Genomic DNA, 24,118 nt, shown 5'->3' with positions numbered 1-24,118 from the left:
ATGATTCTGGATGTGTGTTATTTTTTGGCGCTTTTGAACCACTCGTTGGCCGCTTTGATCATCGCATCGCCGCCATCAGCCTTCCATTTGGACAAAAATTGATCGTAATTGGACAGCGGATCCGATCCGCTGATAAATTTCAGCATGCTGTCGGTCTGGAACTTGTCGAGCTTCTGCTTGCTTTTGGAGATGTCCGCAATCGGCGGCGCCTTGGCAAGCGGATCGGTGACCATGATGCCTTCGGCGTTTTTGTTGATCTGTTCGAAGAACGCTTGCAGAACGGGATCTTTACGCACACGGGCCTGCCAGTAGTCCGGATATTTCTTGTAATCGACACCCGTCAGGAAACCGCTTCCGTTGTTAAGCTCGTCGTTGAACTTCGGAAGAATCGGGTAGTATTTGCCGTCTTTGATCTCGTGATGCTCGCCCTGCTTGCCGATGGCAATTTCGATGAAATTATCCGGCTTCAGCTTCAGATCCAGAAATTTCACGGCATCTTCCTTATGTTTGGAAACCTTCGGAATGGTGACGAACCAGGTCGTGTTCGCTTTGACGAACGTGGACGCTTTACCGGATTTGTCTTTCAGGAAAGGAATGATAGCCGTTTTTGCGTTAGGGTCGTTCTTTTTAAGCGCTTTCTCCGTCGTTCCCGCGTTCCAGTAAGCCTGTTTGAAAATGGCCGCTTTGCCGCTGGAAAACTTTTCGATCGCCTTGGCGCTCGTATTGATCGGCATTTCCTGATCGATCAGACCTTCTTTGTACAACTTGTTCATGTAAGTCAGGAATTCTTTCATCGCCGGTGTCTCCACCTGATGGACGAGCGTTCCGTTCTGGTTCACCCAGTCAGCGGTAACGCCGAAGGCCGCGCCGATATCGCCGATAATGGATTCCTTCGAGTCTTTGGAACCTGTCAGCGGTGCGATGTTTTTCTTTTCCTTGATCGTTTTCAGCACCGTGTACAGCTCGTCCGTGTTCGTCGGCGTTTTCAGACCGAGTTCATCCATCCAGTCCTGACGGACGACCAGTTCTTCCCCGACCGCGAGACCGGAGCCCGTTTCCGGAATGGCGTAGATTTTGCCGTTTACTTTGGCGCTTTCCCACGCAGCCGGGTCGATGGCCGCTTTAATGTTCGGGCCGTACTTTTCCAGAAGGTCGTCGAGCGGCTCCAAGGCACCCGATGTAGCCAGCTTCTCGAATTGAGGCGCGCTCAGCTTCATCACGTCGTATTCTTCTTTGTTCGCCATCAGCAGGTTCAGCTTCTCATCCGGATTTTCCGCCGGAAGCATCTCGTAATTGACCGTATAGCCCGTTTTCTCCGAAATCGTTTTGGCAGTGAATTCTTTGTTCGGATCGAAATTTCCGTACTGCATAAGCTGGCGCATGGCCGGCTTGGCTCCTCCTGCCGGTGCCGGCGAAGTACCGCCTGTCTGGGTCTCTTTTCCTCCGCCGCATGCCGCCGTCGTGACGCCAAGCGCTGCGACCGTGAGCAGAAGCGCTGCTTTTTTTAACATAGATGTAAACCTCCCTTTTAGTTGAACAACAAGACCGAGCCGAGTTCCGCAAGCCTCAAAAGAAGGGCCTCACCGCCTTTCAGGATGAAGTGTCGTGTCAGCCTTTGACGGAACCGACCAGAACGCCTTTCACGAAATATTTCTGCAGGAACGGATATACGAGCAGGATCGGCAGCGTTGCCAGCAGAATCGAGGCCGCCTGAATCGACTGCGGGGTCGTATTCATAGAAGAATCCAGATTATTGTTCCGCAGAAAATCCCCGGTGGACGAAATGAGCAGTTCTTTCAGAAACAGCTGCATCGGCTTCAGACTCGGATTCGTAATGTAAATCATGGCGGCAAAATAATCGTTCCAGAAATACACCGCGAAAAAGAGCCCGATCGTGGCCAGTACCGGCATGGAAAGCGGAAGCATGATGCTGAACAAAATGCGCAGATTACTGGCCCCGTCCATTTTCGCCGATTCCTCAAGGCTTTCGGGCAGCCCTTCGAAATAGTTTTTGATGATGAGCATGTTGTACACGTTCACCATGGCCGGCAGGAAAAGAGCGGGCAGCGTGTTGACCAGATTCAAGTTCTGCATGAGCAGGTACATCGGAATGAGCCCGCCGCTGAACAGCATCGTGAAGATGAACACCAGCAGCAGCCATTTCCGGCCCCGCAGCCTTGTTTTCGAAAGCGGATAAGCCGTAATCGTGGTCAGAAAAAGACTGAGAAGGGTGCCGACGACCGTGATCAGGATGGATATTTTAAACGAATTCAGAAACATCTGATCCTGCAGCACATAGGCGTAGGTGCTTAGCTGAAAGCCAACCGGAAACAGACTGACCTGTCCGGATATGACAGCGGATTCATCGCTCAGCGATTTGGAGATCAGATTCAGGAACGGCAGCAGCGTTGCCACTCCGAACAGGATAAATAGGGTATAATTGATCAGATGGAACATCTTCTCGGACCAGGTAGTCCGGGGTTTTCTGCGTTTGTGCGGCTTTACGGCAGGCAGGGCTGCGTCTGTATTCATATGCGTCTCTTCCTCTCTACCAAATTCCGCGCTGCAAATATCTGCGGCTCAAATAATTGCCGGTGATGACAAGCGAGAAGGCGATAACCGATTCGAAAAGTCCGACGGCGGTCGTAAAGCTGTAATCCTGGTTGCCCAGACCCATCCGGTACACGAACGTGCCGATCACGTCGGAGACGTTGTAAACGGTAGGGTTATACATCACGAGAATTTGTTCCGTGCCCGCTTCGAGAACGGAGCCCAGACGGAGGATGAACATCAGGAGGATCGTCGGCAAAATTCCGGGCAGCGTGATGTGCCAGATCTGCTTCAGGCGCCCCGCGCCGTCCATTTTGGCGGCTTCGTATAGCTGAGGGTCGATCGTCGAAAAAGCGGCGAGGTAAACGATGATGCCCCATCCGGTTTCCTTCCAGCCGGCCGATGTGACAAGGACGCTGCGGAATACGCTGCTGTCCATGAAGAAGGCGATCTGTTCCAGCCCCAGGCTGATCAGCACTTTGTTGACGAGTCCTCCGTTCGTGGACAACAGGTCGATGAAAATTCCGCTGACGATGACCCAGGACAGAAAGTGGGGCAGGTAAATGACCGTTTGGATGGTGCGCTTGAACAGCATGTTTTTCATTTCGTTCATCAGAATGGCGACGACAATGGGAAGCGGAAACAAAATGACGATTTTCAGCAGAGAGATAATAAGCGTGTTGACGAAAACACCGCCAAACTCCTGGGAGGTAAACAGTTTTTTGAAATGCTCGAGTCCTACCCACGGGCTTGCCGCCATTCCGTCGAAAATATTGAAATCCTTGAACGCGATGACAAGGCCGTACATCGGCGTGTATTTGAAAAGTAAAACAAACAGGATACCCGGCACGAGCAGCAGATATAAATCCCAATCCTTGCGGATATCCGACCCCAATTGTCTGGAATAACTTTGTTTCGACCGGGAGACGTTTACTTCAGAAGCAGGCTGTCTCATCGAATCCCCCCTTATGCGCTTTCGCTTTTGTATAGTACTAAGTGTAGAACCTGCGCGAAATCCGTAGTAGAGGACACTCATTACTATTTGTGGTACTTTGATAGCGCGCTGGCGCTTCCTGAAAACCCCCGGATGCAAACGCGTCCCATAAAAAAAAGCCGCCGCCCGAATTCGGCGGATAGCTTTTTTTCACTTTTATTGATGTAATCCCAAAAGGTAACAAAATGCAAACGCAACCTCGCTCTGGCCGTGCGAATCCGCCTTGGTCTTCATCAAGAAATGCGATACTATCCACGAGCGAATCCAATTCGGACAAAGATGCCAAAGGCAACTTTCCCAGCGTAGCTTGGAAAAACTGTTCCTCGTATGTAAGGATTGCGGTTCTGATAAGCCGCTCGATGCGATCCGGCAACTCGTCCAGCCCCCAATTTCGCTTCACATGATCCCCTCCGAGAAAAGTTCCTAAAATGGTCAGAATCGCGAAGTTAAAATACATAATCAAAAACGGAACTTTAAAAAATGACGATATTCTAAACAAATAAAGGTACTTCCAACAAAAAGCGGAAACGTACGTTATCAAGACCTAAATTATAAAATCCTTAAAAATAAAGAAGAGCACATATTAGTCATGTATAATATGTACTCTTCTTTTATTCAAATTAACGGAGTAGTAGCTGATGTAAAACAAAGGGAGAGTTTCGTAAGTCAACCCTTAAAAATAAAGCCGCATTTTTGAAATCCATCGTGTTGAGGGCTATAGTCAAGGACTTCTTTCGTTTTTGAAATATCAAGTCTTTTAAAACGATTATTAGAAACAGCGTGAACAATTTCAAAGGGCTTTTGTAAGGGAGTTATAACACACTGTTCTATTAAATGACACATATCCTCGGGGCTGATATAAGCACTCATATCTCTCGCTGTCAAATCTGTACCTACTTGAGAAACTTCATCGAATGCCCCAATTCTTATCGCGATACTAGGAAGATTTTCTTGGTAAGCAAAATAAGAAGCAAGTGCTTCTCCAAAAGATTTGCCCACACCATATAAATTTTTTGGGCGAACAGGCATATCCGGCTGTACTTGTGTATCAATTGGATACCCCTCTACAACCTGAGCGCTGCTTGCAAATACAACTCGACTGCAACTTTCTTCCTGAGCAGCTTTGAAAATATTATAAGTTCCTTCAATATTAACTTTCAGCACAGATTCAAAACTTGCATGAGGAGAAGGATCCCCTGCTAAGTGAATAACAGTATCTATACCTTTACAAGCCTGTCTACAGGATTCTATATCCCTAATATCTAAATCAACCAATTCATGTCCATCATGTACCCACTTTTGCAGTTTAGATGTGTTTATATCACCTAATGTAAGACTGTACTTATCATTTAGATAAGGAATGAGCGCTAGTCCAATTCTACCTCCTGCACCAGTGATCAGAATTTTTCTGGTTGGATTCATAAAAAGGCCCCTTTCTTGATTACTTGAGTATAATTTTAACATAACGGTTTATCTGTTCGAATCCTCATGGAAGAATAAATATACGGATCGGGGAATACGAAAGATACCTTACCCCGTCCCCTGACGCTACGGCTTCATTTCGCCCGGAGTGACGCCCCAATATTTGCGGAACACTTTCGTAAAATAGCTGACGTCCCGGTAGCCGACCAGCCTGGCCGCATCATACACCTTGGCGCCTTCCAGCAGCGCCGCCTTGGCCCGGTCCATTTTCCGTTCCAGCACGTACGTGGAAAACGCGACACCCGTTTCCTGCTTAAACAAACGGCTCAAGTACGAGGAATTGACGTAGAGCCGATCCGCCACGCTGTGGAGGGTGATGTCGCTGTCGATCTCCTTCTCGACTATGGACAGGATCGTTTTCACGACGCCGTGGCTCGTCGTTTTGCGCTGTTCCTGCAGATAGGCCGAGTAATGGAGCACGGAACGCTCCAGCCAGGCCCGGATCTGCTGCTTTGTGCTCAGCATCGTGACGTCCCGGTAGTACGGGTAGTCGTCCTTCACGACATCCTGCACGCTCCAGCCCTGCTTATGAATGAGCCGGATCATCAGGCTCGTCCAGTACATCAGCGCCTCGTGCATGCCCGCAGCGGTCTCCGTTCCTTCCATCGCCTGATCCCACAGCTCCGAGAGGGTATCCATCGCCTTGTCGGCATCGCCGGTTTCGAGCGCGATCTCCAGTGTCTTCTCCAGGCCCGGAGAAAGCGGCACCGATGTGCCGGCCGCCGGCTTGTCCCGGTACGGAACCGCGATGTCGGCCCCGTACACGATGCGGTCCTGCAGCGCCTGGTACGCCTGCGCGTACAGCTTGCTGATCTCCGTGAGGCCGCCGGTCCCTCCGCTGATTCCCGCGCTGCAGGTGACCTTCAGGCATTCCTTGGCCTGGGAGAGCAGCTTCACGACCGCGGCATGCACGCGGAGCATCACGTCGTTGGGCGAATCGTCCGCCGGCATGGCGAAGAGCACCAGCGTGTAGCCGCTTGCGTCCGTATTCACCCAGCACGAATGCGGCTGGAGAAACTCGCGGGCGACACACTGCAGCGAGAAGCGCAGCAGCGGCATATCCCCGCTTTTGTAGCGGGACTCTTCGGGGCCGAGAGGATCGACGTCGGCTACGGCTACGGCGTACTGCATGCTTTCGTCCAGATCAAGCAGATAGTCCCTGCTGATCTTGCGGATTTCCCAGAGAGCGTACTTGCCGCCGATCAGGTTTTGGAAAAACGCGCTCTGCAGCTGGGGCAGATGCTCCGACCATTTCTCCTGGAGCTCCGACTGGCTGTGCCAGCGCTCCAGCTCCTGCCGGAGCTGTTCGGCTGCGCTCAGAACCGCTTCCAGAATTTCCTCGTCCCCTGCGGGCTTAAGCAGGTACTGGGAAACACCGGCTTCGATCGCTTTCTGGGCGAAGCCGAAATTATCGTGCCCGCTGAGAATAATCATCTTGACGAAGGCATCCTTCTCGCGCAGCTTGCGGGCCAGCGTAAGCCCGTCCATCTCCGGCATCTGGACATCGAGCAGCACGATGTCCGGCTTTTTTCGCTCGAACAGAAACAGCGCTTCCGTCCCGCTCGCCGCCTGGGCAATCACTTCGATTCCGTTGTCTTCCCACGGAATATTGTTTACGAGCGAAGTGCGCAGACGCACTTCATCCTCGACGATCATTACATTCATGTTCCCGTCTCCTCCTTGTAGTCGATCATGCTGTCCGCACCGGGACTGAAATCTTCTCTGCAGCGGACCAGGGGAAGCTTGAGCGCCGTGCAGGTACCTCCGCCTTCTGCGCTGTGGATGCTCAGCTCGGCGCTTAAGCCGTAATACAGCTTGATCCGGGACACGACGTTCCTGAGCCCGAACAGGTCGTCCACGCTTTCCTCATCCAGCGAGTACAGCTTGCCCTTGCGCCTGTGAAGCCTGCCCAGCTCCTCCTGGATATAGGCCAGCCGCTCCTGCGGGATGCCGCTTCCGTTGTCCTTCACTTCCAGCACGAGAAACCCTTCCTCCAGCCGGGAGGAAACAACGAGGCGGCCGCCGTCTTCTTTTCCGTCCATACCGTGGAGAATGGCGTTCTCTACCAGCGGCTGGAGCAGCAGCTTGAGAAGTGGGACCCCTTTCGTCGCGTCTTCCATCCGGTACTGCACCTCGAAGTTTTCGAGAAACCGGATCTGCTGAATCCGGATATAGTAATGCAGGTGCGCGAAGCTTTCTTCCACCGAAAAAACTTCGCGCCCTTTGTTCAGGCTGAGCCGGAAAAACCGCGACAAATTCAGAACCATTTCACTGATTTCGTCCGCCTCGTAGTTTTTTGCCGTCCAGTAGATAGAGTCGAGCGTATTGTACAGAAAATGGGGATTGATCTGCGACTGCAAAAATTTCAGTTCCGTCTTGGCCAGCCTCAGCTCCTGCTCGTAATGATCCTCGATCAGATGCTTCTGCTGCTGGGCCATCTGGTTGAACGCCTCCGTCAAATAACCGAATTCGTCCCTGCGCCTGTTTTCCAGCTGGATGCTCAGCTTGCCGCTGCCGAGCCGCTTGATTCCGTGCGAGAGCTTCTGAAGCGGCGATGCGATACCCGTGTAGACGATCCAGGAAATCCATAGCGCGAGCAAAATACTGATCGTAATAATGCCGTACGTATACAGCTTGACCTGCTCCGTTTTACTGTATAACTCGCTCTTCGGCTGCATCATCGTCAGCTTCCAATTGGACGTGTTGGATGTAATCGTGACCGACAGCATGTCCGGTTCGGAGGGCAGGTATTTGTCCCGGGTCTCCCCTTCCTGGCTGATCCCCGCGATCAGGTTGTTGTTGGCGTTGGTCAGATAGATCTTAGTCTGTGGTGAAGGAAGCAGCGGTTTGATGAGATTAAGCAGCCGCGTTTTGTTCAGCGTGACAAGCAGGACGTTCTGCTCCCGCAGAGGGTTGTACAGGTCCATCGAGCGGACCAGGGTCACGCTGTCCGAATTCATCAACTCTCCGAAGGTGGTGCTCCCGTATATGATTTCGCCGGGCAGCATGTACAGAATACCCGTGCCGTTTCGGAGCGTCATGCTCTGCATAAACTCCTGCTGGCTCTTATCCAGGTATCTCGTGCCGTAATTCGTGGAAAACATCCTGGTGGACGGATAATGGTAAATGGAAATCTGGGCGGCAATGTGATTGATGGAGTTCATGTTGGACAACTGCTTCATCATTTGCGAAAAGTCCATCACGGCTCGGGGAGTCAGCTCCCTGCCGTTGCGCGACAAGGTGCCGATCAGCTCTGAGTCCGTCGAGATCAGTGTCGACAGCTCCTCGACGCTCTGCAGCGTCAAATCGATGTAGTCCATCGCGGAATTCAAAGCCAGCCGTGATCTTTCCGCAGCCTGCTCGACGAGAATCTGCTGGGAACGCTCATTGGCGAAGAGACTCACCAGCACGAGCGGCAGCAGAATGAGCAGAAAGTAGCAGGTCAGCCGGACTTGTATATTCCGCTGAAACTTGTCCCGCAACCAGCGCAGCGTCTTCCTCATCGCGCACCCTGCGGGATGCCCTGCTTCTTATACCACTCGTTCACTTCCCGGGTCATGTCATCTCCGCCTTCTTTTCTCCACCGTTCTACAGCCATTTCGAATGAGTCCAAAGGCTCGACGCCTACAATGATACGAACGAAATGTTCCATGAGTTCCTTTCCCTTGATGTTGTAGTATTTGCTCATCGACGGGGTCGGCGAGCCGTAGAAAGCATTCGGAATCAAGTGACCTTCGATTCGTCTTAAATTGTCGTACAAATGAAAATCGCCAAGAGAATCGAGCCGCATTTTCGAAATCTCCTTGTCTGGAACATCTGCCATCGCCTGGTATATTCCCCGGTATATATGCTTGTCGTGTTCCTCGAAGTTGGTGACCATCTTCCCGTTCTGCATCGACCAGATTTCGTTCTCAAAGCCCAGCTTCAACGTCTTGTAGCCGTCGCCCGCGATGAAATTCAGATACCGGATGACGCCCTCGGGATTAGTACTGCCTACCGGAATCACGTTGTATGAACGGATCAGGCTGGTCGCATAGACGCCCTTATGTCCATCCGGACCTGTCGGGTATTCAAGCGGAATCCAGACGGCCCGCGGGTCTTTTTGCATATTGGCCGCAATCGGCCCCCGTGTATCGTACCAGGCGGCGGAGAACAGGCCGACCTTGCCGTTCTTGACTTTGTCCATCATGCTGGCATTGCGGTTCAGCGGAAATTCGGGGTCCAGAAGCTTCTCGCGGTACAGCTTTCTCAAAAAAGCTAGAGCCTCTTTCGTCTCCGGCAGTGTACTGGTGTAAGCAAGCTCCCCGTAACGGTCCGCCCACTGATCGAGCTGCACGCCGAACGCGCCGAAGAAGGGCGCCGAACGGGCAAGAGCATCGCCGAACGTCAGCCCGATCGTGTCGTTAAGCCCGTTGCCGTCCGGGTCGTCCAGCGTAAAAGCGCGGATCACCTTGTAATAATCGTCCAAGGTGACGGGCGGAGCGAGTCCGAGACGGTCCAGCCAGTCTTTGCGCACGTACATCAGCTCCAGCCCTTTCACTTCGTTCAGACTCGGAACCGCGTAAATTTTGCCGTCGACGGTGACCTGATCCCACGCTTCTTTCGGAATCTTCTCCTTGAGGTCTTTGCCGTAGCGGTCGATCAGCTCGTCCAGCGGCATCAGTTTGTTCTGTCTGGCGTTATCGTTCATCCATACTTTATCGGAATAATTAATAAGATCCGGCGTGTTGCCCGAAGCCATGATGACGTTCAACTTTTCGGGATACACATCCGACGGCGGGAGCGTCACCTTAATATTCAGCCCGGTGTTCTTTTCAATATAACGCAGGTAAGGATTGTTATTCTCGTCCAGCCCCTGCGGAAAGCTCAGCCCGATCGTGTTCGTCACAATCGAGATGGAATCGGCGGGAGATGCGGAACCGGGCGGAATAAATACCCCTCCGGCCGTCTCCGGCGAACGTTCGCAACCTGCGGAAGCGGCGGCCAGCGCCGCCAGGAGGAGCGAACTTCTCAGCAAAGCAAGCGGACGAAGCGGACGACAGCCGAGTCGGATCGATATGCGCATCCGTTGTCTCACTCTGCCTGCAGGCATCGGTTGAATACCCGGAGAAGCCCGTCCGCCATCCGTTTAAAGCCGAGATCGGTCGGGTGAATCCCGTCTACCGTACACTCGTCCCCGTCTTCGCCGAGCAGAGCCGATCCGTCGAAAAACGTGATGAACGAGTCGCCCTTCGCGATCCGGTCCTCTACGGTCTGCCGCTGTATGGCCCGCCTGTCGTCCAGTTTCTTGCGGACAGCCGGGTCAAACCTGGCGGCGGCGAACTCGATGCAGGAGAGAACAAGGATCGGAACGTCGGGGTGCTTTTCCCGGTACAAGTCGATAAAAACCGGCAGTGTGGCCCGGATGTTCTCCGGCTCGCCCGTGTTGGCCTCATAATCGAGGACCAGCAGAGCGGGATTCCCGATCTCGCGGATGACCTCGGCTACTTCCGGCTCGCCTTTGCCGCTGCCCGAAAAACCGAGATTGATGAACTCCCGGTTGATTTGCCGGCTCAAAATGCCCGGATAGCTCATGCCCGGCCGGTTCGCGCAGCCGCCCTGGGTGATCGAGGTGCCGTAGATGATGATCCTGCCCGGACTTTCATAGGGAAGCGGTTGTTCTACAAGGGCATCCTCGTCCGTTCCGATCCAGACCTCCTCCACCCCTTGGTAGAGAGGGAAATTCAGCGTGATGTGCCGCATCCGCTTCTCCCCGAACCGGTAGAGCCGGGACGTGTACTCGCAGTCTCCCGGCTTAAAGGAAGCGGTTGCAACATAGCGCTGATTGCCCGGCTCCCCGATGTAGCAGTCAAACCCGCACTGACCCAGTGCCGTCATATGAGGCATGGCGGCATTGCCGCCGAGCCGGACGCGGACGGACAGCTGCGCCGTATCGGTAATAAAGCGGATCTGCCCGCCCGCCGTGCAATCCGCGAGCCGGTCAACCGCTTCCGGCAGCTTGCGGTCCGGACGTACGGGCAGTCTCCGGTACCGGCCTTCCGTCTCTATCCACGCAAACCCCGAAATCGTAAACGGAGCCCGGCGGGGATCATGCCACACGGCTGCCTCATCGGCCATCGTGTCCGTTTGTAAGTTCCGGTCGTACCGGGCGATATCTATTTTTCCCGCTTGCTTCACTTCCACTTCCATCACTCCCCCGTTTGGTTAAAAGGTCCTTCTTTAAACTTACCTTCGACTTTCCCAACGTGTAAAGAAGTTTTTGTAAATACCGTTCCATCAAAAAAAATCCTTTCTCCATAAACGGAAAAAGGATAAGACAAGTTACCGTTCCCTGAAATCCACGAACCGGAATCAGCTCTTCGGCGGAATCGGGTCATTGCCGCAGCTGTCGGATTCCGAAATTTTGCCGTCCCGGGGATCACTCAAAGAGCCGGACAGAAAAAACAGGATGAGGTCCATGGACCATATCCTGCGCAGCAAAAAGTATTAATCGTTAAATCTCCCCATCACAAGGGTGCTGTAATAGCTGCCGTCCGATAGAATTTTGTCCTTTTTCAGGACCCCTTCGATCTCAAAACCAAGCTTACGATAGAGCTGAGCCGCTTTCTCGTTCGTTTCCAGAACCGTCAGTGTCATTTTCTTGATCCCGTTGGAATCGGCCCAGTCGATGGATGTCTTTAATAGATTTTTCCCGATGCCGTGCCCCCAGAACTCCTCGAGTACGCCCACCCCGAATTCGACTTTGTGGGAGAACCGGATCAGATGATTTCCTTCGCATCTGGAGAAGGCGACAACCCGGTCCTCTACGGCCGCGACCAGAAACAAGTTTCTCGGGCTGTCCGAATCCGCTTGAATCAGCCGCTCGAAGCCAAGCGCGTCGATGAACGCTTCCCCTTGTTCCCGGTCCATATTTTCGGTTTCTCCGTCGATCTGCACTCTTAGCCGGGACAATTGCTCTGCATCTCGGACGGCTGCTGACCGGATCGTATACGATAATCCATTCACGTTAAAGGGTCGGTCGGCGATAATCATGGTCGTCTCCATTCATCCTGTTTTTCGCAAAAAAATTTGCGGTTAAAACAGTTTATCACAAGTCTCAGACGTAAGGCGACGGGTCGGCCGGATGTTTTTTTAATGAACGTACGGCAAGATTCCGGCACCATGAAGGAGAAAAGGAAAGCTGCTCATGAGGAATTGCTTCGTCCGGCTATGCGAGCATAATCCGGCCGCGCTTGGGCTCGCGCATAAGCGTATCCGTCAGCCGCAGAAAATCCATCGAAGCCTGCAAATCGTCCAATTTGGGCCGGATCCGGTAAGCTTCGCCGGTGAGCAGATTGTAGGCTTCGATCTGGCCCGGCAGCCTGCCGAACGCCTTGTAGGCGAAAACGAGCGACAGCTGAAGGTATGCCTTCACGACGCACCAGTCCTCGTCAAGATAGTACCGCTTCAGCGTATAGGACCCGTTCGCCCATTCGCCTACATGCAGGTGCATGACGAGCTCCAAGTCCAGTTCTTCGACCTGTACCGACAGCGTCTCGAAGAGGAACAAAGGAGGTTCCGTCTTCTCTTCCTGAAACAGGGCAAGAATCAAATATTTCGCCAGATTCTTCTTCATGCGCAAATAATCTTCCATGACAAGCCCCGACTCCTCCGGTCCGATCAAGTACATTTCCAGCCTCTCCAGGATAATGTCCGCCGTCCGCCGGGAAGCGTCGATGCCGTAAAATTCGCGGATGATCCGGTCGGCCGCCGTTCTCGCGCTCTCGCGCCACGGCTCGCTCTCCTGACAGTTTCCGCCGGAATAGAAGCAGCCGGGGCAGCGGATAAACTGCTCCAGCCGCCCGTCCTCCATCCGGCCTGCCGCTGCCGCGCCGCTCATAGGGCCCCCTGGAAACGCAGTACCGCCTGCCGTCCGAATTCTCTGCACGCTTCGCGTTCGGGAGCCGACGGGCAGAGCTCGATTTTCAGCCCTTCCTGCATCGTGCAGCCGAGGGATTGAAGCTTCTCCGTCAATAGATCGACGGCGGCTCCGTACTGGGCGTAGCTGGAATCACAGGAGCCGAATACCGCCCCGATTTTGCCGTTCAGCTTCAGCTCATCCATCTCTTCGTAGAAATCCAGAAACTCGTCGGGCAGCTCTCCGTCACCCCATGTGTAAGCTCCGAGCACGATGCCGTCGTAGGCTTCCAGTTCAGCCGCACGGGCATCCAGAATATCCTTGACCGTCACCGTTCCGCCGGCCTGTTTGATCCCTTCCACCACAGCGTCCGCCATTTCCTCCGTATTGCCCGTTAAACTTGCGTACACGACTATAAATGTGCTCATCCGTCACACGTCCCTCCATCTATGTAAACTGATTATGACTGGCCTCATTTCGTTGATAATGATTATCATTTTCATAATCAGTATAGAGGGTCTCCGCTCCGTTTTCAATCCCTAATTGAAAATTATTCTCAATGAAAAACAAAAAGAACCGCAGTTTCTCTGCGGCTCTTCGCTTATCCACCTATCCAACTATCCGGCGGCTGGCGGCTCTAGCGTACTCTCTATTTTCGAAAACGTTTAACACCCCGCTGACCGCTTCCGGACCGCATAGCTCAAACAGTCCGTTTTCATAATGACGGGCGTTTCGCCCCGGTTGATTTCGATATCCAGCGGCTTATGGGACACATCTAGCTCATCCCACCCGGAGTATGCCTGCCGGAGTTTTTCGAGCGCCTGCTCTTTCGTCAAAATCAGCTCGATCAGCGTTTCGCGTCCCTCGCCGGTTTCCGCATCCACTTCTCTTATGTTCGTATTCATGAGGATGAAGTTGATGCCTCCGTCCTTGGTCCCCGCCGCAAGTCCTGCCAGCACCTTATCCAGGGCGGATTCGGAACGGACATGCTCAAGACTGGATGCCGCGAGGATGTAATCGAACGTGTTCCCGGGCACCTCGTATTCGCTGATGTCCGCCTGCCCGGTTTCGATGAGCTCCTGGACACCATACTCCTCGCTGTTTGCCTCAAGCTGCTCCAGCGCTTTGTCCAGCAGATCCACGCAAACGACTTTTCCGCCTGTCGGCTGAAGCTTCCGGGCCAGCGGAATGGAATTCCGTCCGACCCCGCATCCCAGATCAAGCATCCGCAGAGGTTTCCCGTCATGAAGCATCTCCAAATAGTCCAGAACCCTTTCATCCGGCTCTTCCAGCCAGCTGTCTTTCTCGTACAAATCGTGCTCTTCAAAATACTGTTCGTGATACGCCTTCTCTTCACGCCGGATACGCTGTAAGCGTGCCGAATTCATGCTCATCATCCTTCCCCTGCTTTTTCGCTACCCATGCTTACCCCAAAAAATGCCGGGTTGAAGCGTCTGACGGCGGAACGGAAGGAGAGCGGCTTCGTCCGGGAAGTCAATTTGGGACCGATGTCCATTATTGAGCCATTTTTCTCGCCCGAAGCGCCCGGACAACAGCGGCGGTCTTAAGCAAACCGGTACAAACCAGCAAGATCGCCATAAAATACAGCCCGTGGGACAGCCCCGGCAGGAAAACCATCAAAACCGGCCAAGGCGCATGAAGCAGCTTGGGCAGCATCAGGATGCAAGCCGGGAGCAGCAGGTGAACCCCCGCAATCCCCGCTGCGCTGAGCACGATGCGGCCGGCCGTCGGCTTTACGCGTTTTTTCCTTCGGAACAGGGTGTAAAAACTGCGGACGGCAAGCGCAAGCACGGCGGCCATCGCCATATCGGCCATCGCATACGTCCGGATATAGTTCGGCAGCGACTCGACGGGAGCATCTTCTCCCTGCAGAATCCCGTATATCCCCATCACGATCTGATCGTACGGCACAAGATAATCCATCGTGTTGAGAAGTAGAATAATGCCCGTGTCTCCATGAATAACCATAAACGAATACGTGTTTTCAGTCGCTCCGTCATGAAAGAGAACCCCGTTTTTGACTGTCCATCCCATCGCGTAAGAAGCGCCGCCGCCCATGGAAGCTTCCGGTTTGTGAAGCGCCGCGTTGCTCTTTTCGCTCCAGACCGGTTTTTCCTTGTAACGGCCCCCGTTCATCTGCGCGCTGAGATAATGGGTCATATCTTCCGCCGTGGAAATCAGATAACCTGAAGGCGCCGTGCCGGTATGCGCAAGCTGCCGGGTCGGAGCTTTGAAGCCGAAAACCGACTGATACCCCGCCGCTAAGTCCGCCCCGCCCGCCTCTTGCGGCGAACCGAAGCTGTTCTTCATTTCGAGCGGTTCGAAAAGATAGTCTTTTACATAAGCTGTGTAGGACGTTCCCGATACTTTCTCCACCAAGCCGCCCAGCACGTTGTAGTTCAAGTTCGAATATTCGAAACCGGTTCCGGGGTCCCGGACAAGCGAAATATTGCTTAAACCGCCGATATGGGCTCCGATTGTCGAATCCCCCTGCGTCAGAGCGGCCACACCGTCGTATTTCGAAAACCCGCTCGTCTGGTAAAGCAGATCCTTGACCCGTATCCGGTCGGACCGCTCCGGGTCCGCCGTCTTGAAGTCCGGCAAATAGCGGCGCACCGGCGCCTCCAGATCGATCTTTCCGCTCTCCGCAAGCTGCATCACGGCCGCTGCCGTTATCGATTTGCTTGTCGATCCCAGCACAAAAGCGGTCTGCGGGGTCGCTTTTGCGCCGTCCGGACCGCTCGTGCCGTAACCCTGAAGATAGACGGTACCGCCCTCCTTCACGATTCCGAGCGCCGCTCCGGGGATATGCAGCCTGCTCATGGCCGCTTCCATGTAAGCGTCGATCCGCGCGGCAGTATCCGGCTTACCCGAAACGCTCCCCGCCGCTTTGGCGGGTTCCGGCACCGCAATAAGAAGTGCCGCGGCCGCCGCAAGCAGGGTCCGCGCCCCTATTCTCTTTCGTTCTTTCCGGGTCTTTGCAAGTTTGGTTATGGCTCCTAGGTTCATTCTCATCCAGTCTCCTCCGGGATTATCACTTCCGTTGATAGAACCAGTTTAAGACAATAAGGAGAAGCGACCCATCGATTTCCCTTGCAAAACACGCGTTTGCGGCTTACAAAATCGTCACCTGAGCAGCTTCCGTCTTCCATCGGAACTCCCTGAAAAACCAAAAAAGCCGCCAGATATCCTGACGGCTTAAAACATGTTTGATTTTGTTATATAGAAATGGTAAAATAAAAAACCGCTGTCAATACTAGTAAGTAAAAGTATTGAGCGCTTTTATCTGACATTATCGTATCACCTCAGCGCAGATTTGTCAACTTTTTTGTGTGGCCGCTTATGCGGGTTGTTTTTTCACGTTTAAGGAGGGGTTTTCGTGTCGGTTTCCAAAGAAGAATGGCAGCATGAACAGCAAAGGGTCGGTCTTGTCAGAACCAAGCTTCGGCAGCAGCTGGATAAAATCGAACCCGATGTCGGGCAGCTCAAGTCTCAAGTTGTCGATATCCGGAAACATTTTTGGGATGAAGTGACCGTCAATCTGGCTCATGACGACGATGTCTTGGATACGTACCTCAGCCTGAGGCAGCAGGCCGAAGTTTTATCCGAGAGAGAGAGAACCCACCGTCAGCTCAAGAAGCTGGCCGACCGGATGAACCGTCTTCTCCCCTCCCCTTATTTCGGGCGGATTGATTTTAAAGAAGACGGCGCGGGCGGGACCGAGCGCGTGTACGTCGGCGTGTCTTCTTTTCTCGATGAGGACGGCGAAACCTTCCTCGTCTACGATTGGCGGACGCCTATCGCCAGTCTTTATTACGACTACGCGCCCGGTCCGGGCGAATACGATACGCCCGGAGGCCTTGTGGAGGGCGAAATCGAACTCAAGCGCCAGTTTATCATCCGCGACGGCCGTATCCATTTCCTGTTCGACACGGGGATGATGATCGGCGACGAGCTGCTCCAGCAGGTGCTGAGCAAGGGAGCGGGCTCTCAGATGAAGACGATTGTCGCCACCATCCAGAAGGAGCAGAACCGCATTATCCGCAACGACAGCTCACGGATGCTTATCGTACAAGGCGCGGCCGGCAGCGGCAAAACGTCCGCGGCTCTCCAACGGGTCGCCTATCTGCTGTACAAACACCGGAAAACCTTGACCGCCGACCAGATGGTGCTGTTTTCGCCCAACCCGCTTTTCAACAGCTACGTGTCCACCGTTCTGCCTGAGCTTGGCGAGGAAAATATGCAGCAGACGACGTTTCAGGATTATCTGCATCACCGGCTCGGCAGACGGTTCAACATCGAAGATCCGTTCGATCAGATCGAATATGTGCTGGCGGACGAAGAGACGCCCGGGTATGCCGCAAGAGTGAGCGGAATCCGCTACAAGGCTTCCTCCCGCTTCCTGCACGTCATTCAAGCGTATAAAGATCAGCTTCTGAAGGAGCATATGCTGTTCCAAGACATCGTGTTCCGGGATCAGGTGATCCTGTCCCGGCAAGCCTTATCGGACCGCTTCTACGGCTACGATGCTTCCATCCGTCTGGCCAACCGCATCGAGCTTATGAAGGAATGGCTGCTGGAAGAGCTTGCGGCATATCAGGAGCGGGAGATGCAGGAAGACTGGGTCCGCGACGAACTCGATTTCCTCGACAAAGAGCAGTATCAGCTCGCCTATAATCAGCTGCGCAAACGGCGGGGACGCGCCGAAAGCTTCGACGATGCGGACGTGGAAGAGCAGCTTCTGCGGAAAATGATCGTCCGGGAGCATTTCAAGCCTCTGCGGATACGGGTAAGGCGGCTCCGCTTCGTCGATGTTCCCGGCCTATACCGGCAGCTGTACGAGAACAAGCCGCTGTTTCAGTCCCTGCACCGGGCGGCTGCGGCGGCGGATGCCTTGGTTCCCGCGGAGAACGCTGATGACAGGGACGGACTTCCCGCCCGGTGGGATGAAATCTGCGCGTACACGCTGGACCGGATGAACCGGGGCGATCTGCCTTACGAAGACGCGACTCCGTTCCTGTACCTGCAGGAACTGACCGAAGGCTTCCGTACCAACACGATCGTCCGGCACGTCCTGATCGACGAAGCCCAGGACTATTCCCCTTTTCAGTTCGAATTTCTGAAAAGGCTCTTCCCGCGCTGCCGCATGACCGTGCTCGGAGATTTCAACCAGGCCGTGTTCGCCCAGGCGACGACGCTGGAAGGAAGCACGCCGGTTGCCGGCCTGTACGGTCCCGGCGAGACCGAGCAGATCGTGCTGCACCGCAGCTACCGGTCGACGCGGGAAATCGTCGAGTTCACGCGCGGCATGCTGAAGGACGGCGCCCTGATCGAGCCGTTCGACCGTGAAGGCGGCAAGCCCGTTGTTTTCACGGGTACGGGCGCGGGTACGGGTACGCGCGCAGCCGCGGACGCTCTCGTTCGCCGGATGACGGCGGAAATCAAGGCGTTGCAGGCGGAAGGCAACGCGTCCATCGGCGTCATCTGCAAAACCGCCGCCGAAAGCGAGAGCGCCTTCGAAGCGCTGAACGGCCTGGATGAGCTCCGCCTCATCCGCAAGGATACGCCTTCGTTCGAGAAAGGCGTCATGGTCATCCCGGCTTATCTCGCCAAGGGGGTCGAATTCGACGCCGTTCTCATTTACGATGCCTCCGCCGACGCCTACAGCCGCGAAAGCGAGCGGAAGCTGTTTTACACGGCTTGTACGCGGGCCATGCACAAGCTCCAGCTCTATTCCGCGGGAACGCTGACCCCGTTCGTCGCGGAGCTGGAACCGGCCGTTTATACAGTGGAGACTGTGGAATAATTCTCCCGATTCTGGTCAACGGACAGGTTGGAGAAGCCGGCTCGGCAGGCTTGTTTGAGAGTAGGATTCGCGCTGTGATAAAGTAAGGAAGGGGAGACCTCTCCCTTCCCTTATTTTTCTTACACAGGCGGTGTATGTTAACCATGCTCAGCACTCCCATCGGGCGCTTGCGCGTGATCGGCTTTCTCGAAGGAATTTCATTCCTCCTGCTGCTGTTCATCGCCATGCCGCTCAAGCATTTCGCGGATGTCCCTCAGCCCGTCACGGTCGTAGGAGGCTTACACGGACTGCTGTTCGTCCTCTTCCTGCTCGCCGTCGCACACGTCACATTCGTCCACCGCTGGTCGATTATCAAAGTGTTGACCGCCATCCTGGCCTCCTTCCTGCCGTTCGGCACTTTCGTACTGGACGCCCGTTTAAAGAAGGACGGCTGGTCCTGACTCGTAAAAAAGCGAACGACAAAAAACCTGCCGGGCTCATGCCTTGGCAGGTTTTTTTATGGAGCGGAGTTTCCGGCAGGCGGATTTCTGCGGAAGTTGCCCGCAAGCAGGAGCAGAAAAGAAAAAGAGACAATCGCCCCCGTCCAACACCAGGCGAGCGCATAGTCGCCCGAATCGACCGCGGTATAAATGGCCGTCGGCACCGTCTGGGTCCGTCCCGGGATATTTCCCGCGATCATGATCGTGGCCCCGAATTCCCCCAGCGCCCGGGCAAAACCGAGCACAAAAGCGGTCACGAGCGCCGGTCCGGCAAGCGGCAGCGTAACGTGGAACAGAACCTGCCGCTCGCCGGCTCCCATAGACCGGGCGGCTCCTTCCAGGTCCCCGTCGATCGTCTGGAAGCCCGTTTTGGCCGATTGGTAGACAAGCGGAAAAGCGACGACCGTCGCCGCGATGACCCCCGCTCCCCAGGAGAAAACGACCGGCTGGTCCCAGAGCCATTCCGCCAGACGGCCGATCCAGCTTCTCCGGCCGAAAGCGAGCAGAAGCAGAAAGCCGATAACGGTAGGCGGCAGGACAAGAGGCAGCATAAAGACCGTTTCCAGCAGAGTCCTCCCCCTGAACGGGCGTTTATGTACGAGCCGGGCTGCCGAAACACCGAATACGAAGGCGAGAACTCCCGACAGCAGTGCGATTTTCAGCGACAGCCAGACGGGAGAGAGGAACATTTCCATGTTCACCGGCATGGCTCAGGGACTTTTTAAGCCGAAGCCGTATTTCGTAAAAATATCCCGCGCTTCCGGTCCGGACAGATACTCATAAAACTTCCGGGCCTCCCCCGCCTGCTTCGTGCCCGAAACGATTCCCGCCGGATATTCGATGGGCGAACTTCCCGCCGCTTCTTTTGCCGTATACACCGTTTTCACCTTGCCCGAAGTCAAGGCATCCGTTTTGTAAACGAATCCCGCGTCCGCATTTCCCGATTCCACATAAGCCAGCACTTGGCGGACATCCTTGGTCCACACGATTTTGGGCTGTAGCTTATCCCAGATGCCGGCTCCGTTCAAGACTTCTTGCGTATAACTTCCCGCCGGAACCGTTTTGGGTTCCCCGACCGCGACCTTCTTGACCGCCTCTTTCAAAAGGTCTTCCGGACCGGCGATGCTTGCTCGCGAATCCCCCGGCACGATCAAAACCAGCTCATTGGTCAGCAGAACACCCGAATGTTCCTTGTCGATAAGCTGCTTATCCAGCAGAGCCTTCATCTGCGGCACCCCCGCCGAAATGAAGAGATCGGCGGGAGCTCCCTGCTCGATCTGTTTCTGCAGAGTGCCTGAAGATCCGAAATTATAGAGCAGCTTAACGCCGCTGTTGGCGCTTTCGTAACGCCGGCCGATCTCCTCCAGTGCATCTTTGAGACTGGCGGCCGCGGATACTGTCAGTTCCGCCGCCTTCCCGTTCGCTTCCCGGCTTGAGTCCGGTTTGCCGTCCGGGCTGCCGGTTTGTCCGGCCGAGCATGCGGCGAGTCCCAAGAGCAGGACTCCTGCCGCAATCGCTTGCCCTACCCGCTTCATAAGCACAGCGGCACCTCCATTCCTTTCAATACATAAAATTTATACGGTTTCATATCGAGACTTCCGGTCAGCCAGCGCCCCGAGCTATCGGCAAATCTTCACCTGCACCAGGTAGGATGTCCCCCACTGTCCATCTGTCCCGTCCCGTCTCTACCGTCCTCTCCCGTTTCCCCCCATTACCAAAGGTACGAGATAAAGCCGGTTTTGACGTCTTTTTCAAACCCGTTCTTCTCGTAAAAACGAAGGGTCGCGTCCTCTTTGGAACTTGTCAGCAGCATCACTTTGTAACAGTCCGCCTCGCGGGCCAAATCCAGCGCCTTTTGCAAAATCAGACTGCCGTAGCCTTTTTTACGGTGGTTCTCGCGGGTTACGACGTTTTCAATCAAGCCGAAAGGGCGTCCGCCGCGGGTCAAGTTCTGGACGATTACAAGCACGCATACGGCAGCCAGCTTCCCGTCGTCTTCCACGACGACAAATTTCATTTTCGGATTATGGAACATTTCGTTCCACTGATTATCCAGGTCCTCGCTTGGAGGAATGACGGGGTCCTCCGTATTCAGCTGCCGGTACAGCTCCAGAAGCTGGTCCAACTCGTCGTGCCGGATTAGCCGGATGATTGCTGTCTCGTTCATATACGCACCTCTTTTACACCTATTTGTCCCTCTTCGGACTATTTACGCGGCTTCGCCCGGCTGGTCGGAATCGCTTCAAGCGGATCGTCCGGCCAGTAATGCTTCGGGTAGCGGCCCTTGAGATCTTTTTTCACTTCAAAATAAGCCTCTTTCCAAAAGCTCTCCAGATCGCGCGTAACCTGCACCGGCCGCTGTGCCGGAGACAGCAGGTGAAGGGTCAAGGGCGCACGTCCGCCGCCGATGGCCGGCGTAGCTTGGAGCCCGAACATTTCCTGAAGCCGAACATGCAGAGTCGGCGCTTCCGGCGTGCTGTAATCGACCGGGATGCGGGAGCCGCTCGGCACGGTCAGATGGGTCGGCGCCTGCTCATCCAGCATCCTCCGCTGCTCCCAAGTGAGCATCGCTTCCAGCACAGCCGCCAGATTCAGACGCTGGAGGTCGCCCCGGCTTTTCATCCCGTACACGTGCGGACCCAGCCACTCCTCCAGAGAAGCCAGCAAAGCTTCGTCCGAGACATCCGGCCACCGGGCATCATGATGCGCCATAAAGCTCAACCGCTCGCGCAGCTGCCTCGCCGGTTTGCTCCAGCTCAGCACTTCCAGCCCTTGGCTTCTGATCCCCTGAAGCAGGGCATCCCGCATAAGTTCGGGGTCCGGAGCGGCAATAGTGACCTCCCGGAGGGCGAGCATGCCGAGCGAGGTTCTTTTCCGGGCCCTTACAGCCTGAGCCTGCCGGTCCCAGCTTACCGTTATTTCCTCGACGATTTCATGGGCAAAATGCTCTTCAAGCTCGTCCCGCCGCACGGGGGCTCCCAAATAAATGGTGCTTTCCGCGCCCTGATCGTCCAGGTCGGCGCAAACGATCCAAGGCTCCGCCGAGAGGCGCTGCATATCGGGCAGCACGGCCCCTCTGCCGCTGCTGAGAGTAAACCGCCCGGGCGACCGCTGTCCCGCAATGCGGTCGGGAAAAGCGAACGCGAGCAGCAGGCCCGTCCGTTCCGTACCGCCGGATTCGCCCTCCGGGACGCCCAGTTCGCGCTTCCAGCGGGCCGCATCGCTCCCGAGACGGCGCAGCACGGAGGCATCCGCGCTCCCCGGCGCAGACACGTCCGCGAAGCTTTCCGGCTCCGCAGCGGCAGTGCCGGCGGCGCCGCTGTCGTGCGGCGTCCGCCTCGTCCCGCTCCCCGGGCCGGTATAGGCCCGCAGAGCCTCGGCGCGCAGCCGCAGGTCCGCATCCCGGGCCGACGGCGTGCCGCGGAGAATGTCGCGCTCGCCGAGCAGCGCCGCCAGCTCGCAGGCAAGCCCTCCCGCGCCCAGCGGAAGCGCCCGCAGCGCCATGTGCGCCAGGCGCGGGTGCATGCCAAGCGCGGCGACCCTGCGGCCGTGAGCCGTGACGGCGCCCGCTTCATCGAGCGCCCCGAGCCTGCGGAGCAGGCTGCACGCCTGCGCGTATGCGGCCGCCGGTGGCGCGTCGAGCCAGGCCAGCTCGTCCGGCCGGGCACCCCACACGGCGAGGTCGAGCGCCAGCGGGGCCAGATCCGCCTCCGCGATTTCGGGCCGTCCGGCAGGAGCCAGGCGCCTCTCTTCCTGCTCCGTCCACAGCCGGTAGCAGACACCCGGCGCAAGGCGGCCGGCGCGGCCGCGCCGCTGATCCGCGGAGGCGCGGGAGACCGCCGTCGTCTCCAGGCGGCTCATGCCCGTGCGCGGCGAGAAGCGCGGAACGCGCACGAGGCCGCTGTCAACGACGATGCGCACGCCTTCGACGGTCAGGCTTGTCTCGGCGATCGTCGTCGCCAGCACGATCTTGCGCCTTCCCTGCGAGTCGGGCAGAATCGCGCGATCCTGCTGCTCCTGCGTCAGACTGCCGTACAGCGGCGCAACAAGAGCCTGCCCGGCCGGCAGTCGGGCGGCGAGTTCTTTTTCCGCCCGCCGTATTTCGGGAGCACCCGGCAAGAACACGAGCAGATCCCCTTCCTCCTCGCGCCAGGCTTGCAGAACGGTATCCAGGACGGCCGCTGCCACGGGCCCTTTTACGGGTTCCCGTCTGTAACGGGTTTCGACCGGGTACATTCTGCCCTCGCTCGTTACGACGGAAGCGCCGTTCATGAGCGCCGCCACAGCGTCCCCTTCCAAAGTTGCGGACATAACGAGGAGCTTCAGGTCTTCCCGCAGCAGAGACTGGGATTGCAGGCAGAGGGCCAGGCCCAGATCCGCCGCCAGATTCCGCTCGTGAAACTCGTCGAACAGCACGATTCCCGCTCCTTCAAGAGTAGGATCGCGCTGAAGCATGCGGGTAAGGACTCCTTCCGTAATGACCTCGACGCGTGTCTTCGGCCCGACCTTCGAATCCGAGCGCATCCGGTATCCGACCGTCTCGCCCGTCTTTTCACCCAGCAGGGACGCCATATAAGCTGCGGCAGCCCTTGCCGCAATTCGCCGCGGCTCCAGCATCAAGATGCGTTTGCCGTCCAGCCAGGGCTCCTTGAGGAGAGCAAGCGGCACACGTGTCGTTTTACCCGCTCCTGGCGGTGCGATAAGGACGCCGTTCCGCTCCCGCCTCAGCACATCCAGCAGTTCCGGGAGCACTGCCTCCACCGGTACGTTCATATCTGTATCCCCCGTTTAATTTATCAAAAGTCAACGTTTGCTTTTCTTTATCAGGCAATGGCCCCGTCGTTCAGCCTGCAGGCAAAACCTTTATTCGCCAGGATCGGTCATTCGCA

The 24,118-nt window shown here is 55.7% G+C and carries 20 protein-coding genes; 2 read left to right on the top strand and 18 right to left on the bottom strand.

Features of this window, described 5'->3' with window-relative positions; translation table 11 throughout:
• Nucleotides 1-17: 17 nt before the first annotated feature.
• From ABH899_RS10320 to ABH899_RS10255, 14 genes are all read right to left on the bottom strand, one after another.
• The gene (locus ABH899_RS10320; RefSeq protein ID WP_369995932.1) at nt 18-1,511 is read right to left on the bottom strand and encodes an extracellular solute-binding protein; all 1,494 of its coding nucleotides are present in this window, start codon (nt 1,509-1,511) and stop codon (nt 18-20) included.
• A 97-nt stretch (nt 1,512-1,608) separates the two neighbouring features.
• Nucleotides 1,609-2,532, bottom strand: coding sequence for a carbohydrate ABC transporter permease (locus ABH899_RS10315; RefSeq protein WP_009672560.1), 924 nt, complete (start codon nt 2,530-2,532; stop codon nt 1,609-1,611).
• Between the two features lie 16 nt (nt 2,533-2,548).
• Nucleotides 2,549-3,505, bottom strand: coding sequence for an ABC transporter permease (locus tag ABH899_RS10310; protein ID WP_369995931.1), 957 nt, complete (start codon nt 3,503-3,505; stop codon nt 2,549-2,551).
• Nucleotides 3,506-3,542: 37 nt separating this feature from the next.
• Nucleotides 3,543-4,043 carry a hypothetical protein gene (locus ABH899_RS10305; protein WP_369995929.1) on the bottom strand — a complete coding sequence of 167 codons (501 nt, stop codon included), beginning with the start codon at nt 4,041-4,043 and terminating at the stop codon, nt 3,543-3,545.
• Nucleotides 4,044-4,210: 167 nt separating this feature from the next.
• On the bottom strand, nt 4,211-4,966 hold the full coding sequence (locus ABH899_RS10300) for an NAD-dependent epimerase/dehydratase family protein (RefSeq protein ID WP_369995928.1): 756 nt from the start codon (nt 4,964-4,966) through the stop codon (nt 4,211-4,213).
• A 126-nt stretch (nt 4,967-5,092) separates the two neighbouring features.
• Nucleotides 5,093-6,691, bottom strand: a complete 1,599-nt coding sequence (locus ABH899_RS10295; RefSeq protein WP_369995927.1) for a response regulator transcription factor — start codon at nt 6,689-6,691, stop codon at nt 5,093-5,095.
• Nucleotides 6,688-8,529: a sensor histidine kinase gene (locus ABH899_RS10290; RefSeq protein ID WP_369995925.1), complete on the bottom strand. Its 1,842-nt coding sequence runs from the start codon at nt 8,527-8,529 to the stop codon at nt 6,688-6,690. Before ABH899_RS10290 ends, ABH899_RS10295 begins: the two co-directional genes overlap by 4 nt.
• Nucleotides 8,526-10,091 carry an extracellular solute-binding protein gene (locus tag ABH899_RS10285; protein WP_369995923.1) on the bottom strand — a complete coding sequence of 522 codons (1,566 nt, stop codon included), beginning with the start codon at nt 10,089-10,091 and terminating at the stop codon, nt 8,526-8,528. The genes ABH899_RS10290 and ABH899_RS10285 overlap by 4 nt, the downstream gene beginning before the upstream one ends.
• An 8-nt stretch (nt 10,092-10,099) precedes the next feature.
• Nucleotides 10,100-11,215: an SGNH/GDSL hydrolase family protein gene (locus ABH899_RS10280; protein ID WP_369995922.1), complete on the bottom strand. Its 1,116-nt coding sequence runs from the start codon at nt 11,213-11,215 to the stop codon at nt 10,100-10,102.
• A 297-nt stretch (nt 11,216-11,512) separates the two neighbouring features.
• Nucleotides 11,513-12,058: a GNAT family N-acetyltransferase gene (locus ABH899_RS10275; protein ID WP_369995983.1), complete on the bottom strand. Its 546-nt coding sequence runs from the start codon at nt 12,056-12,058 to the stop codon at nt 11,513-11,515.
• A gap of 175 nt (nt 12,059-12,233) precedes the next feature.
• Nucleotides 12,234-12,905 (bottom strand): hypothetical protein, encoded by a 672-nt coding sequence (locus tag ABH899_RS10270; protein WP_369995921.1) that lies wholly within the window; start codon nt 12,903-12,905, stop codon nt 12,234-12,236.
• Nucleotides 12,902-13,351: a flavodoxin gene (locus ABH899_RS10265; RefSeq protein WP_369995920.1), complete on the bottom strand. Its 450-nt coding sequence runs from the start codon at nt 13,349-13,351 to the stop codon at nt 12,902-12,904. Before ABH899_RS10265 ends, ABH899_RS10270 begins: the two co-directional genes overlap by 4 nt.
• Nucleotides 13,352-13,588: 237 nt before the next feature.
• Nucleotides 13,589-14,311: a class I SAM-dependent methyltransferase gene (locus ABH899_RS10260; RefSeq protein ID WP_369995918.1), complete on the bottom strand. Its 723-nt coding sequence runs from the start codon at nt 14,309-14,311 to the stop codon at nt 13,589-13,591.
• 127 nt (nt 14,312-14,438) lie between these two features.
• A complete protein-coding gene (locus tag ABH899_RS10255) occupies nt 14,439-15,959 on the bottom strand; it encodes a serine hydrolase domain-containing protein (RefSeq protein WP_369995917.1) in 1,521 nt (506 codons plus the stop codon).
• Between the two features lie 364 nt (nt 15,960-16,323).
• On the opposite strand from ABH899_RS10255, the gene helD reads away from it, so the two are divergent.
• Both helD and ABH899_RS10245 read left to right on the top strand, forming a co-directional pair.
• Entirely contained in the window at nt 16,324-18,750 is a 2,427-nt protein-coding gene (gene helD / locus ABH899_RS10250; RefSeq protein ID WP_369995915.1) for an RNA polymerase recycling motor HelD, read from the top strand.
• A gap of 143 nt (nt 18,751-18,893) precedes the next feature.
• Entirely contained in the window at nt 18,894-19,190 is a 297-nt protein-coding gene (locus ABH899_RS10245; RefSeq protein ID WP_016424041.1) for a DUF3817 domain-containing protein, read from the top strand.
• Nucleotides 19,191-19,246: 56 nt separating this feature from the next.
• Here ABH899_RS10245 and modB read toward each other — a convergent pair whose 3' ends face one another.
• The 4 genes from modB to hrpB form a co-directional block, all read right to left on the bottom strand.
• Nucleotides 19,247-19,936, bottom strand: coding sequence for a molybdate ABC transporter permease subunit (modB, locus tag ABH899_RS10240; protein WP_369995914.1), 690 nt, complete (start codon nt 19,934-19,936; stop codon nt 19,247-19,249).
• A gap of 3 nt (nt 19,937-19,939) precedes the next feature.
• On the bottom strand, nt 19,940-20,764 hold the full coding sequence (modA, locus tag ABH899_RS10235) for a molybdate ABC transporter substrate-binding protein (protein ID WP_369995982.1): 825 nt from the start codon (nt 20,762-20,764) through the stop codon (nt 19,940-19,942).
• Between the two features lie 176 nt (nt 20,765-20,940).
• Nucleotides 20,941-21,396: a GNAT family N-acetyltransferase gene (locus tag ABH899_RS10230; RefSeq protein WP_369995913.1), complete on the bottom strand. Its 456-nt coding sequence runs from the start codon at nt 21,394-21,396 to the stop codon at nt 20,941-20,943.
• A 38-nt stretch (nt 21,397-21,434) separates the two neighbouring features.
• The gene (gene hrpB / locus ABH899_RS10225) at nt 21,435-24,002 is read right to left on the bottom strand and encodes an ATP-dependent helicase HrpB (RefSeq protein WP_369995912.1); all 2,568 of its coding nucleotides are present in this window, start codon (nt 24,000-24,002) and stop codon (nt 21,435-21,437) included.
• Between the last annotated feature and the right edge of the window lie 116 nt (nt 24,003-24,118).

The organism is Paenibacillus sp. RC84 (genome assembly GCF_041260495.1).
GTDB lineage: Bacteria > Bacillota > Bacilli > Paenibacillales > NBRC-103111 > Paenibacillus_F.
This window is presented reverse-complemented; position numbering and strand designations above follow the sequence as displayed.